The organism is Arcanobacterium haemolyticum DSM 20595 (assembly GCF_000092365.1).
Taxonomy (GTDB): Bacteria; Actinomycetota; Actinomycetes; order Actinomycetales; family Actinomycetaceae; genus Arcanobacterium; species Arcanobacterium haemolyticum.
This window is the reverse complement of sequence record NC_014218.1, coordinates 193,604-206,656: the sequence shown is the minus strand read 5'-3', so window position 1 is coordinate 206,656 and position 13,053 is coordinate 193,604. Positions and strand designations below refer to the sequence as shown.

At 55.8% G+C, this 13,053-nt stretch carries 10 protein-coding genes; 6 read left to right on the top strand and 4 right to left on the bottom strand.

Annotated features, from left to right (window positions below):
• Window positions 1-14: 14 nt before the first annotated feature.
• Complete coding sequence (locus tag ARCH_RS00845; RefSeq protein ID WP_013169428.1) at window positions 15-2,084, top strand: prolyl oligopeptidase family serine peptidase; 2,070 nt, start codon at window positions 15-17, stop codon at window positions 2,082-2,084.
• A gap of 154 nt (window positions 2,085-2,238) precedes the next feature.
• On the opposite strand, the gene ARCH_RS00840 is transcribed toward ARCH_RS00845, so the two are convergent.
• The 4 genes from ARCH_RS00840 to ARCH_RS00825 all read right to left on the bottom strand — a co-directional run bounded on the left by ARCH_RS00840 (window position 2,239) and on the right by ARCH_RS00825 (window position 6,370).
• Entirely contained in the window at window positions 2,239-2,670 is a 432-nt protein-coding gene (locus ARCH_RS00840; protein ID WP_013169427.1) for a cupin domain-containing protein, read from the bottom strand.
• A 164-nt stretch (window positions 2,671-2,834) separates the two neighbouring features.
• Window positions 2,835-4,013 carry a carboxylate--amine ligase gene (locus ARCH_RS00835; RefSeq protein ID WP_013169426.1) on the bottom strand — a complete coding sequence of 393 codons (1,179 nt, stop codon included), beginning with the start codon at window positions 4,011-4,013 and terminating at the stop codon, window positions 2,835-2,837.
• Window positions 4,013-5,014 (bottom strand): lipid II:glycine glycyltransferase FemX, encoded by a 1,002-nt coding sequence (locus tag ARCH_RS00830; RefSeq protein ID WP_013169425.1) that lies wholly within the window; start codon window positions 5,012-5,014, stop codon window positions 4,013-4,015. The genes ARCH_RS00835 and ARCH_RS00830 overlap by 1 nt, the downstream gene beginning before the upstream one ends.
• Window positions 5,015-5,068: 54 nt before the next feature.
• The gene (locus ARCH_RS00825) at window positions 5,069-6,370 is read right to left on the bottom strand and encodes an MFS transporter (protein WP_013169424.1); all 1,302 of its coding nucleotides are present in this window, start codon (window positions 6,368-6,370) and stop codon (window positions 5,069-5,071) included.
• 89 nt (window positions 6,371-6,459) lie between these two features.
• Between ARCH_RS00825 and ARCH_RS00820 the strand changes: the two genes are divergently transcribed.
• The 5 genes from ARCH_RS00820 (at window position 6,460) to ARCH_RS00800 (ending at window position 12,939) form a co-directional block, all read left to right on the top strand.
• A complete protein-coding gene (locus tag ARCH_RS00820) occupies window positions 6,460-7,791 on the top strand; it encodes a DUF4921 family protein (RefSeq protein ID WP_013169423.1) in 1,332 nt (443 codons plus the stop codon).
• A 523-nt stretch (window positions 7,792-8,314) separates the two neighbouring features.
• Window positions 8,315-9,604: an ABC transporter substrate-binding protein gene (locus ARCH_RS00815; RefSeq protein WP_013169422.1), complete on the top strand. Its 1,290-nt coding sequence runs from the start codon at window positions 8,315-8,317 to the stop codon at window positions 9,602-9,604.
• 31 nt (window positions 9,605-9,635) lie between these two features.
• On the top strand, window positions 9,636-10,625 hold the full coding sequence (locus ARCH_RS00810; RefSeq protein ID WP_013169421.1) for a carbohydrate ABC transporter permease: 990 nt from the start codon (window positions 9,636-9,638) through the stop codon (window positions 10,623-10,625).
• A gap of 8 nt (window positions 10,626-10,633) precedes the next feature.
• Window positions 10,634-11,533 carry a carbohydrate ABC transporter permease gene (locus ARCH_RS00805; protein ID WP_231957970.1) on the top strand — a complete coding sequence of 300 codons (900 nt, stop codon included), beginning with the start codon at window positions 10,634-10,636 and terminating at the stop codon, window positions 11,531-11,533.
• Complete coding sequence (locus ARCH_RS00800) at window positions 11,533-12,939, top strand: family 20 glycosylhydrolase (protein WP_013169419.1); 1,407 nt, start codon at window positions 11,533-11,535, stop codon at window positions 12,937-12,939. The genes ARCH_RS00805 and ARCH_RS00800 overlap by 1 nt, the downstream gene beginning before the upstream one ends.
• The last annotated feature ends 114 nt before the right edge of the window (window positions 12,940-13,053 follow it).

Genomic DNA, 13,053 nt, shown 5'->3' with positions numbered 1-13,053 from the left:
GGTAGGATATCTTCATGACTATGAACGATCCATACCTCCACTTAGAAGAACTAAACGACGCCAACATGGCCTGGGCCAGCGGCCTGTCAGACGCCACGATCGCCCGCTTCGGCGGCCCCGAGTTTTCCCAGCGCCAGCAGGAATTGGACACGATTCTTTCCGCGAAAGACAAGCTGATCGTGGCCGCGAAGCGCGGCGATTACGCATACAATTTTTACGTCGACGGCGAACACCCACGTGGCTTGTGGCGCCGCACCTTATTTACTGATTACCTTGCGTACGTTTCCCCGGAAACAGAACCAGAATGGGACGTTCTTGTAGACGTTGACGCTCTTGGCGAACAGGAAGCCTGGGTTTTCGGTGGAGCTCAACTCCTCTACCCCACTTACGATCGCGCACTCATCTCGCTTCACCCAGGCGGTTCGGACACGAACGTCGTGCGAGAATTCGACCTCGCCACCCGCACGTTCGTCGATCCATCCGATGCCTTCATCAAGCCCGAATCCAAAGGCAACATGACCTGGATCGATCGCGATACCGTACTCATCGCAGCAGACTTCGGCCCCGATTCACTCACCGCATCCGGCTATCCCATCTCCGCTCGGGTCTGGAAACGCGGCGAAGATTTAGCTCACGCGTGTGAAATCATTCGCGGAGAATATGATGATGTTATTGTCAGCGCCGCCTACGATCACACCCCAGGCTACGAAAAAATCCTCGCCTACCGCGCAACCGATTTCCGTACCGAAGAACTGTGGGATGTTGATCTACAGTCTGTTGTCAACAATGCCGAAGTTATCGCCACGCCAATTAAGCTCCCCGGATCGGCTATGGTCAGCACCATCCGTGATTGGGCGGTTCTAGAATTGCGCTACCCGTGGAGCGTTGATGATCAAACTTACTCGGCTGGCTCGCTTTTGACACTTCCTTATGCAGCCGCTCTTGCCGGCCCGTCCGCTAGCGATATTCACGTTCTTTACCAACCGTCTGAAACTTCGTCACTACTGTCTATGTCTCCAGTAGCAGACGGAATTGTTTTCACCACCCTTGACAATGTTCAGCAACGGTTCTGGTTCGCGTATGATAGTGATTCTTCGTGGGAGACATGCGAACTCCATCCCGATATTCCACAGTTCTCTACTGTGAGCATTGCCGCGGTTGATGCGGAAACATCAAATAACGTCTGGGTGACTGCCTCCGGCTTCTTGCAACCAACAACCCTGTTTTACGCAACCGTCTCCCCCGGTGAACTCCCTCTCACACAACTGCGCCAAGCACCGCAACGATTCAACACGGACGGACTCGACGTTCGGCAACGATGGGCAACCTCCGACGACGGCACGCAAATCCCATACTTCGTTGTTGGGCCAACTGTGGCACTCGATGGCAAGCAGCCAACCCGAACCCTGCTAGATGGATACGGCGGATTCGAGGTCTCCCGGCTGCCGTCCTACAACGTCACCTATGGAAAACTGTGGCTCGAACGCGGATACGTGTACGCACTCTCCAACATTCGCGGCGGCGGCGAATTCGGGCCGCGCTGGCATCAAGCCGCCCTGCGCGAAAACCGCCACAAAGCCTACGAAGACCACGCCGCAGTAGCCCGTGACCTGGTGGAATCCGGCATCACCACCGTGCCGCAGTTGGCCGCCACCGGCGGATCCAACGGCGGCATGCTCATGGGGAACATGTACACCACCTACCCGGATCACTTCGGCGCGATCGTGTGCCGCGTTCCGTTGCTGGACATGAAGCGGTTCTCGCACTTGCTGGCCGGCGCATCGTGGATGGAAGAATATGGCAACCCGGATACTGACGATTGGGAATATTTAAAGGCCTACTCGCCGTATCACAACGTTGGCACGGGGCCATATCCGCCGATCCTCATCACCACGTCCACCCGCGACGATCGCGTTCACCCAGGCCATGCACGCAAATTCTTCCAAAAGATTCACGATGCTGGATTTACCGCCTACTATCACGAAAACACGGAAGGCGGGCACGCCGGGGCGGCCGACATCAAGCAAACGGCCCAGGTGATGGCTCTGATTATCTCATTCTTGGATCAGACGCTGGCCAAATAAACGCACTCCTGTGCATTCAGTTTGCATTTTTGGCGTTTGGACCGGCGTTCCGCCGACTTTTGCCCCGAAAATGCAAACTGAATGCACACGGCCGGGCTTATCACACATGTGGCCGGGTGCATCGCACCCGGCCACAGCTTGTAGAACTTAAGAATCAGTCCTCATTCGGATCGGCTTCAGCATCCGCCTTGGTTGGGTGCACGGTGCCAGCCACATGATCTGGCCCAGCATAAATCGTGTACAGTTTCAGGGCTTCATCGCCAGTATTGGTAACGTTGTGCCACATGCCGGCTGGCACAAAAATGGCGTCATCATCAGCGACTTTGCGTTCGAAGTTCAGATCGTCTTCCGCCGGCCCCATCTGGCACAACCCTTCGCCTGCTTCGATGCGCAGGAACTGATCGATGCCGTGGTGGACTTCCAGGCCGATGCATTCGCCAACCGGGATTTCCATAACGGTGAGCTGGAGCTTTTCGCCAGTCCACATGGTTGTGCGGAACGTGGTGTTATCCAGTGTTGCTTTTTCGATATCGACGACGTACGGCTTCGTCCCCTGATCGTCAAACTGGCCTGCATATTCTGCCATGATGAACTCCTCTTGTTAGATGTCAGGTTCTTTCACGTGATATTCCGATGCGCCCACACGATCAACACAGCCCGGTGAGACACATCACACACATTCACTCTACCTTATTCGCCGGCTAGATAGCAGTGCAACGGCCGGATGCTCAAACATCCGGCGCCAGCCCCTTACCAGCCGAGGTTCCGGCCGATATCGTCGCGCAACCGCGTGATGCGGGCAACGCGCGCGGGATCGTCATCAACGGCATAGTCCAGGGCGTTCCCAGTGTTGGCATACCGTTCAGGTTCCATGAAATATTCGAGTGCAGCCCCAGACAGCTGGTTTACCACTTGGGCGCGGTGCGCGGTGATCCAAGAGAATGGGCGCCGTTCGAAGTCCGGCATGCCCCGCCCTTCGGAGTCCTCGATCGCGCATTGTACGAAGTTCACGCCGTTGAGCACGCCGTAGTAGGAGCTGCGCCCTAAGCGTGTGTTCATTTCGAGCATATATGGCACGTCGGTTGCGGCATCCACTTTGAAATCAATATTGAAAAATCCGCGATACTCTAAGTGTTCTACGGCGGTCCGGCACGCACCTTGCAGATCGCCACGATCAGTATCGGTGAGCAATAAATGATTTCCCACCCACATTGGCCGCATGTCGGTCAACACGCTGCGCGATTGCACAAAAACGATATCCCCATTAGTTCCCCGGTACCCGTTCACGGAGAATTCTTGCGTGTTGTCGCCTGAAATGTAGGTTTGCACAAGCATGTTTCCGGTGAACCCGGAGGCAAAAACGGCGCGCAGGTAGCCGCGCGCTTCGTCCGTGTTTCGCGCGTGGAAACCTTTGTGTTTTTCGGGAAAATCGAAGGAGTTGAAGGTTTCGTAATCGTCGGCTTTGATGAATTGTTCGCCGTCCAACACGGCATCATCCACGTTGTCTGGTGTGGCGATGTTGGTTTTTGGCACGGTGATTCCGCATTCTTCCATGCGCGCATAGAAGTAGCTTTTGTCCATGAGCCGTACGCCAAGGTCACGTTCCGGGTAGGGGAGGATTGGCGTGAACGTGAGGAGTTCTAGCGATTCGTAGAGTAGGTGAAGGTATTCTTCGGTGGGCGCTACGATCATGAACGCATCCACGCCAGCTTCGCGCTGTTCCCATCGTTCGTTGAGGAGTTGAGCGAACACGTTGCGATCGGAGGAGAATCCGGAAACGGTGTGAACGTCCGCGATCTTCGTGCGGTAGAACGGCGCCAGCACCCCTGTTCCGCAGACGATCGCTTTGCGCCCGAACGCTTCGTGATAGCTGCGGGCGTGAGTGTAGGAGTTTTCGTCTGTTCCGAGTACAACGAGTGCGGTGGTCACTAGTTTTCCTTCCGCCCGGTGAGTTCGTGGAATTTATCGTATTTTTCTTGGTCCACCACGCGATCGATGTTTCCGATCCAGTTGATCACGTTGTCTTCGGTAAATTTGCGTTTGAAGTGGTAGAGGCCGTTTTCTTCATCGGTGTGGAAGATGCCGCCCATGTCGTAGAAATCGCATCCTTGTTCGGCTGCGTATGAGATTTCTTCGTAGTTGATTTGGTATGACTGGCCGATCTGGAATTCGTGGCTGTCTGCCCCATAGAGTGCGTTTGCGGTTCGGCCGAAGGTAACAAGGAACGACGTGGTAATTGCTCGCCCTTCGTACATGGAGAAGCTGAGGCGCACGTGGTCTTCGAATGCGTCGTAGAGCCGTTCGAAGTATTCGTATGGCCGGTACGAGATTCCGTGGTGCTTGTTCATCATTTCGAAGAGTCGGTAGAATTCGGGGAGGTCTTCGCGCCCGCCTACCCGGTTGGTGACGCCCAAACGGTATGATTTGCGTACGTTTTTGCGCGTGTTTTTGGAGAGGTCTGCGAGGAGTTGTTCCGGGGTGCGCCCGTTGATTTCTAGCACGAGGCTCATGAGTGGCTGGGTTGTGTTGCCTGGATCGCGTGCGATAGGGAATCCTGCGGTTGCGTAGGTTTCGCGGAGTGCTTCGTCGTCTGGCACTCCTGGATCGACGCGGAGCAGGAACCCTTCGTGTTCTCTCGCGTATTCTTCTGCTTCAGTGATGAGTTGGGTGACGGCGTCGATGCGGTTCAGATCGCAGACCGGGCCGCGCGGTGCATAGTACAACCGCCCGCCAAAACGGGAGTCCATGACGGAGAGCACGGAAAGTGTGGCGTCAATTTCTCCGTCTGTTTCGTGGTAGAAGTAGTGGCTGTCCCAGCCGGCTTTGACCTGTGCCCAGGCGCGGGTTTGGAGCAGGTTGCCGTATGGGCTGGTGGCAATAAAGGAATCGAAACGTTCGGTGAGGACTGGATCGTTAATATCAAGAAGCATGACTACAAGAATAGTCGAGATCTGCCTAGGGTACGAACAGGCTACGTTCCAGGCTTATTTTTGTGCCGCTTGTAGCGCGTCAGTTTCTTTCGAATCGAAGAAAATCCACGCGAATGCGGCCAGAATGAGCACACTTCCGCCCACAATATATGCGGTAAGGTAGCCGGAATAATCGATAATCAGACCGGCGATGATCGGCCCTAAGATTGTGCCAAAATCGTTGAATTGCTGGAAGAATGAGACCACGCGGCCGCCTTGCCGATCGCCCACAATATCGGCCATCGCACCTTGCTGAGCCGGTTGGATGAACCCACCACCAAGCCCACCGAAAAAGCACATGAGCAGGAACGATACGCTGGTAACAGAAAAGCCCAGCGCGATCGTGAACACGCCTGATACAAGCAGGCCCCACAACACCACAACGCGCCGCCCATAAACATCAGTCCAGCGCCCGGCGCGTAGAAGCGACACCACGTTGCCCATTGCAAACGCCGTCATTGCTCCACCCGCAAGCCACGGCCCGGCCGGCAGCCACGATGGGCCAGCCACGATCGTTCCCGCCAACAGCGGCACCACCGCCACACGCATACCCATGTTCGCCCAGCCCTGCACAAACGCGGTGAGCAAAACCAGTGGAAAACGTGGGTTTTGGAATGCCTCAGACACGCTCATAACCGAGCGGCCATCGGGTGCTCCCACAGCCGCCGCTGCCGCCACCTCAGGGAACGAATCCGCAGGTGGTTGTGTTTTATGTGCGTTTTTCTTAAACCAGACTTCACGCAATTTACGCCTGCGGTGCCCATCTGCCGGAATCTCATACGCCACGATCGCCATAGAAATAAGAAGCATCACGGCATAAATCAAAAATGGCCACCGGTAACCGAGTGGAGCAATAAGCGCACCCAATGCAGGGCCGGCAATATTGCCAACAAGATACCCGCCACCAAACGCGGCAGATGCCCGCCCACGGGCATCTGCCGGCGCCAACTGAATCACCAGTGACATGGCGGCAACTGAAAACATCACCGAACCAAAACCACCCATGCCGCGCAACACCAACAAATGCCAGTATTCCTGCGATACCGAACTGGCCGCCGACGATATTGCCACAATAAAAATGCCCAACAGGTACATTCGGCGTTCGCCCAACCTACCCGATAGCCGGCCTGCGGCAGGAGCAAAAGCCAGACGAGTAAACGCGAAAGCAGACACAACCAGAGTCGCCGCCGTCGTCGTCACCCCAAACTGAATCGCAAAACGCGGAAGAACCGGCGCCACAATCCCATAACCCAACGAAATCGCAACCGACGCCGCAACAATCACCCAAATTTCGCGCGGAAGCCGCACTTTCTCCACATCTCTCCCCACAAAATAAGGTCTATCAGGCGTGCGCACGAAAATAAAGCTGTAGCCACGTGCCCTCACACACGTATAAACTGAGTCACATGGTTGACACGTACTCTTTCCCACCACCCATCACCAAAATGGCAGATGGCACCATTAAACAAATCAACCCCTTCTCCGGAACAGAAGTCTGGACGATACCAGGGCGAGCAAACCGGCCAATCGAAATAACGCACACAGACGTGCGGCCAATCGATCCCAACCGGCTCGGGCACTCATGCGCATTCTGTACCCAACGCATCCTCGAAACGCCACCAGAAAAAGCGCGAATCGTGCGCAAACGCGACGATGCGGTGGTCTACCGCGGAACCAACGTGGATATGCTCACGCGCGAATGGGAATTCCGCCGAATCCCCAACCTGTTTGAAATCCTCTCCTTCGATTACTGGGCCAAAAACTACGACTACCGGTTGCCAGCGAGCGCGCGCGGGCGGCTCGAAGCGTACATGGCAGACCCGGCCGGGCGCTCCCACGTGATGAAAGTGCTTCGCATGAAACTGCGAAACACCTACACAGATGACGAATTCGGGGCGCTCACCGATCAAGACATCGTTGAACTCGCCTACCCGCTCTTCGGCGGCGGGCACGATCTGATCGTGGCCCGGCGGCACTTCGTGGACGGCGCAACCGACACCTCCCAACTTGCCTCCGCCGGAACCCTCACCCCGCAAGAACACGAATGGTACATCCGCCTCACCGTGGACGCCATGCACGATCTCTACCAACAAAATCGGTACGCACGCTACGTGCAAGTATTCCAAAACTGGCTCAAACCCGCCGGCGCATCCTTCGATCACCTGCACAAACAGCTCGTGGCGATCGATCAGCGATCCGTGAATGGGAAACTCGAAGTCGAGCGCGTGCGGCAAAACCCCAACCTCTACAACGAAGCCGCCGTGGACTACGCCGGCTATCACAATTTGGTACTTGCAGAAAACCGGCATGCCGTGGCCATCGCCGGATTCGGGCACCGGTACCCAACGCTGGAAGTCTGGTCTAAATCCCCGGTATGCCAACCGTGGGAACACTCCGACGACGAGCGGCGCGGCATGAGCGATCTGATCCACGCCATGCACGCCGCCACCGGCGCCGACGTGCCAACCAACGAAGAATGGCATTGCAAACCAATCGATGCCGACGTGAGCATGCCGTGGAAAGTCCTCATCAAATGGCGCGTGTCCACCTTGGCCGGCTTCGAAGGCGGCACCAAGATCTACGTGAACACTATCGATCCGTGGGCCTTGCGGGACCGGGTTGTGCCGCGATTGCTGGAATTGCGAGCCGAAGGCGCCATCGCGCACAACATCTCCATCGCCTCCGAATGCAGTAACGAACCCAATTCGCTGAAGTACAACCCGAACTTGGCGTTTTAGGCGGGCGCCCCACGAGATCGCGGGGTTCGTGGGGCGCTCGTGGGGCTCGTTTCCCGGCCTGCACGTCTTGTCTCCGCACACTGGCCTACCCCACCTCCCCGCACACTGACCTCCCCGCACACTGACCTCCCCACACGTCCTTGCACCCTCACCTCCCCACACCCAAAAACCGGACATATCGGAACAATTCTAGGCTACAGACCCTACCAAGCGAACCAAACCTTCACCGACTCTGATTTTCGTGCGCCCAGCCCCGCATTTCTGCACACTTTCGCGCACCCCCATGAAACTCGGCGCTTACTAGGCGCTAGGCGCACATTCACCCACATTCCGCCGATACGCGTGCACCTATATCAATTTTGCGCTTTTCAGGAATGAATGGGAGTGATACACTAATCTTACTTTACCGGTTTAGTTGTGACTGGCGATACACATGGGAATCCCAAATATTCGCACAATAACCAAAACGGTAACAGGCATTTCAATGAAGAATCGCCAGACAACACAAACAAGGAGAACATCGATGAAGATCCGTTCCGCATCTATCGGCCTCTTGGCCGCAACTGCACTCCTCCTCAGCGCATGCACCGGTGGTAGCGCCACCGATACCGCTAAGGAATCCTCCAAAGATGGCAAGCTCAGCGGTGAAATCAGCTTCCAAACCTGGTCACTGAAGAACGATAAGTTCACGCCATACTTTGAAAAGCTCATTGCTGACTTCGAAAAAGCCAACCCAGGCACCAAGATCAAGTGGATCGATCAGCCAGGCGATGGATACGAAGATAAGGTTCTCCAGCAGGCAGAATCTGGTGAGCTTCCAGACGTCGTCAACCTCCCACCAGAATACGCATATGCGCTCGCATCCGTCGATAAGCTCGTGGACCTCAAGAAGGAATCCAAGGCAATCTCCGAATACGTCCCAGGCGGCGTTGACGCATACGCCTTCGACGGCATCGAAGGCGCATACGGCTTCCCATGGTACCTCGGCACCGAACTGAACTACTGGAACACCGAACTTCTCCAGAAGGCCGGCCTCCAGGAACCACCAGCCACCTACAAGGATCTGTGGGACGTTGCAGGTAAGCTCGGCGAAAGCGGAATCCAGACCATCTCGGATCTTCCAAGCCCGAAGGGCCTCCAGATCATGGTCTCGGATGCAGGCGGCCACCTAGACATCATCAAGGACGGCAAGTTCGTATTCAACACCCCAGAAGCTGAAGCGATCATCAACACCTACGTCGAACTGTACAAGAAGGGCGCTATCTCCCCAGAAGCACTCCAGAACGCCGGTACAGCAAACGCTAACGTCAACAACTTCAACAAGGGCACCGCAGCATGGACAACCGCTGGCCCGAACTACATCGATAAGGATGTTGCCGTTAACGCCCCAACTCTCCTTCCAAAGATCAAGGTCACCGCTGGTTTCGGAAACCCACCACTCTTCGTCCAAGGCATTTCTGTCTCCAAGGATTCCAAGAACCCAGAACTTGCTATGAAGTTCGCGGAGTTCGTCACCAACACCAAAAACCAGATCGAGTTCGTCAAGCTCGCAGTCGGCTTCTTCCCAGGCACAATCGCAGCGAACGCTGATCCGTCGTCGTTCGCAATCAAGGCAGAACACGAACAGCAGAAGGTCGCAACCGATCTTGCCGCAAAGCAGATGGACAAAGCCAAGATGACCGGCGATTCCAAGTTCACCACCGAAATGGAAACGTTCGCCAAGCAGCAAATCGCGCTCGCAGTCAAGGGTGAGATCACTGCTAAGGAAGCACTCGACAAGGCTGTTGAGCACGCTCAGCAGAACCTCAAGTGATAACTAATTTCTAAACGGAGGGGACAAGCGAATGAGACGACAGAAATGGTACACCCCGTACCTGCTGACACTACCAGGAGTGATTTGGGTACTTGTTTTTGCCCTATGGCCATTCCTCAATACCGTGGCGCTCGCCTTCACAGACGCTCGTCCCCTCCGTCCAGCCAACTTTGTTGGGCTCCAAAACTTTGAGAACCTTTTCAGTGACGAACGGTTTATCTATGCGTTGACGACGTCGCTTGTGTACGTCGTGGTGTGCGTCCCACTCCTCACGTTCCTCCCACTGTTGCTCGCGTTGCTGGTTCACAACAAAATCCCGGGCATCGGCTTCTTCCGCACCACGTTCTACTTCCCGGTGATCGCTTCGGCGGTTGTTGTGGCAATCGTGTGGGAGTTCCTCTTTTCTGGAAACGGCACGATCAACGAAGCCTTGAAGTTCTTCGGCATGATCGATCGTCCGGTTGAATTCTTATCGGATCGTTGGCTGCTGATTGGCGCCGCGATCGGCTTGACCGTGTGGAAGGGCCTCGGCTACTACATGGTTGTTTACTTGGCAGCGTTGGGCAATGTGGGCCGTGATCTCCACGAAGCGGCCGCACTCGATGGCGCTGGCCGGTGGCGCCGCTTCTGGTCCGTTACGGTTCCTGGCGTGCGTGGCCCGATGATGCTCGTGTCGGTTCTGATCTGTGTTGCCGCAATGCGAGTCTTCACCGAACTTTACGTCTTGTCTAACGGTTCGGGAGGCCCGGGCGGGCGGGCGATGAGCGTCGTGATGTTGATCCAATCCGCAGGCAAGGGCTTGAACGGCCACGTGGGTTACGCATCCGCGATTTCCCTGGTTCTGTTCGCTCTCACGCTGATCCCACTCTTGATCGTTGGTATCTCTAACAATGGCGACATGATCCGCGACATGCTGGCCGCCCGCCGCATGCGCAAAGCGCATAAGGCGGCACTCCGCCACGCGAAAGAAACGGCCTTAGTAACAACGGGCACGATTACCGAGGAGGGCATGTCCGCATGAGCATGAGCATGAGCACGAACACCTCACCAGATTTCGTCCGCCACGATCGCGCCTACCGAAGCCGCGGTTCTTCAGACATCATGAAGCCGTCCCTAGCTGGGCTTATTGGCAAGTATGTGATGCTGTTCGCGGTTCTGGCCGTGATGGTGTTCCCGTTCTTGTGGCAGCTGTCCACGTCGTTCAAGGGCGCCACGGAGAACATTTACGATTTTCCTCCAACGATCTTCCCGGAAGCTCCCACACTGGATAATTATGCGGAAGTGTTCCGCACGATACCAGTGTTGAACTACGCATGGCATTCGTTGCTGGTTGGCGTGGGCACTGTGGTGTCGAACGTTATTTTTGCGACGCTTGGCGGTTACGCTCTTGGCTGTTTGAAGTTCAAGGGCAAGGGCCTGATTATGGCGATCTTCTTCTCTACGTTGCTTCTGCCAGGCGAAGTTACTCTGACCAGCCAGTACCTCACGGTGAAGGCTCTTGGTATGGCGAACACGCTGTGGGGCGTGTTCTTGCCGGGCGCGATTTCTGCGATTAACGTGTTGCTGATTGCGGCGGCGTGCCGCATGATTCCGCCGGACGTCTTGGATGCCGCCACGATCGATGGCGCTACCACGTGGCAGCGTTTGCGCCATATTGTGTGGCCGAATATTCGCGGTATGGTCTCGGTTATTGCACTGTTTGCGTTCATTGGCGCGTGGGATGATTTCTTGTGGCCGTTGGTTGTGTTGTCTGATCCTGCGAAGTACACGCTCACGGTTGGTATGCAGTATTTGAATTCGAACTTTGCGGCGAATCCGCGTGTGATTGCGGCGGGTACGATGATTGCTTTGGTCCCGATTATTATCCTGTTCGCCACGTTGCAGAAGCAGTTCTTCAAGGGCGTTGAGGAAGGCGGCGTGAAGCAGTAATGGGCGTGTGGGTTCCGACGACGACGGTGGCGGTCGTTTCCGATTTGGCTTTCCGTCACGAAGGTGAGCGGCTTGCGTCTGAGCTGGGCGATCGTGGTGTGGCGGCACAGGTTGATGAGGCTCCGGGGGTGGCGCTTCGGGTAATTTTGCAGGTTGCTGCGGAAGATCTTGCTACGCCTGAGACGGCAACTGTTGTAGTTGATGAGTCCACGATTGTTGTGACGGCATCGGCCCCTGTTGGGATTTTCCGTGCTACGCGCCGTATTTTGGCGGCGTTTGATGAAACCGGTTCGGTGCCATGCGGGGAGTTTGAGGTTTCCCCGCTGGTGGCTGAACGTGGCTTACATATTGATGCTGCTCGTAAGTATGTTGATGCGGAATGGATGAAGGATCGGATCCGTGAGGCTGCTGCGATCGGTTTGAATGTTATTCAGTGGCATTTTTCTGAGAATGAAGGGTTCCGGTTGGAATCGGAGGCATTCCCTCAGATCGTGTCGGAGCATCGGATTACGCGTGATGAGGCTCGTGAGATTTTGGCGTTGGCGCGCGATCTGTATGTGGAGATCATTCCGTCGTTGGATATGCCTGGCCATTTGCGCAAGGCGCTCGCATCCTTCCCTCACTTGCAACTTCCACCTGCTGATCTTGCGCCTGATGCGGAACCGTTGGCGATTCCTGATACCGGCCATGCGTTGAATATTGCGTTGCCGGAGGCGCTTGATTTTGCGCGTGAGCTGATTGATGATTTTGCAGATTTGTTCGCGGGATGCCGTTCGTGGCATCTTGGTGGCGATGAATTTGTTGATTTCGCTCGGATTTCTGAGTACCCAATGTTGGCAGAGGCTGCCCGCGAAAAGTTTGGGGCGGACGCGAATGGATTCGATCTGCTCACGGATTTTGTGAACCAGATCGGTGCCTATGTGAAGAGTCTGGGCTTTACTCCGCGCGTCTGGAATGATGGGATGTTGCGCGGCAACGTGGTGGGCCTCGATCCGGATATCGTGCTGACCTGGTGGACTAACTGGCATCCTGATATGCGGCCGGTGGCTGACGCCTTGGAGGCCAACTACCGGATCGTCAATTTTAACGATTCGCTCTTCTACTATGTGTTGGGAGAGAACGCCGGTTACCGCTACCCCACTGCCGAACGTATTATCAACGCGAACTGGCATCCGGGATTTTTTCCGCAGTTGCCACCGCGGGTATCGACGTCGTCGAACGCCATGCGAACCGTGGATCAAACAATTCAAGAAATCCCAACTATTGGCGGCGCGTATCCAGAGCAGCTGGTGGGCGCGTTCTTCTCGATTTGGGCGGATAGGGCGGATGCGCAGACTCAAGAGGAAGTGGCGGCCGGAATCCGCGAACCGTTGCGCGAATTCGCGGCGCGGTGCTGGGCTTCCTAGGCCTGTTTCCGCTGATTTTTACTTCAAACGCGTTCTAGGCGCGTTGGCCATGTGCTAAATAAGCGGCAGGGAGGGCAGGAGTGCTCTATATGAGCCTCCTGCCCTCCCTGCCGC

Bases quoted from the DNA above. Each gene is read 5' to 3' on its own strand.
- ARCH_RS00820 (WP_013169423.1), top strand. From the start codon at position 6,460: ATGGTTGACACGTACTCTTTCCCACCACCCATCACCAAAATGGCAGAT.
- ARCH_RS00815 (WP_013169422.1), top strand. From the start codon at position 8,315: ATGAAGATCCGTTCCGCATCTATCGGCCTCTTGGCCGCAACTGCACTC.
- ARCH_RS00800 (WP_013169419.1), top strand. From the start codon at position 11,533: ATGGGCGTGTGGGTTCCGACGACGACGGTGGCGGTCGTTTCCGATTTG.
- ARCH_RS00805 (WP_231957970.1), top strand. From the start codon at position 10,634: ATGAGCACGAACACCTCACCAGATTTCGTCCGCCACGATCGCGCCTAC.
- ARCH_RS00845 (WP_013169428.1), top strand. From the start codon at position 15: ATGACTATGAACGATCCATACCTCCACTTAGAAGAACTAAACGACGCC.
- ARCH_RS00810 (WP_013169421.1), top strand. From the start codon at position 9,636: ATGAGACGACAGAAATGGTACACCCCGTACCTGCTGACACTACCAGGA.
- ARCH_RS00830 (WP_013169425.1), bottom strand. From the start codon at position 5,014: ATGCTTCTTGATATTAACGATCCAGTCCTCACCGAACGTTTCGATTCC.
- ARCH_RS00840 (WP_013169427.1), bottom strand. From the start codon at position 2,670: ATGGCAGAATATGCAGGCCAGTTTGACGATCAGGGGACGAAGCCGTAC.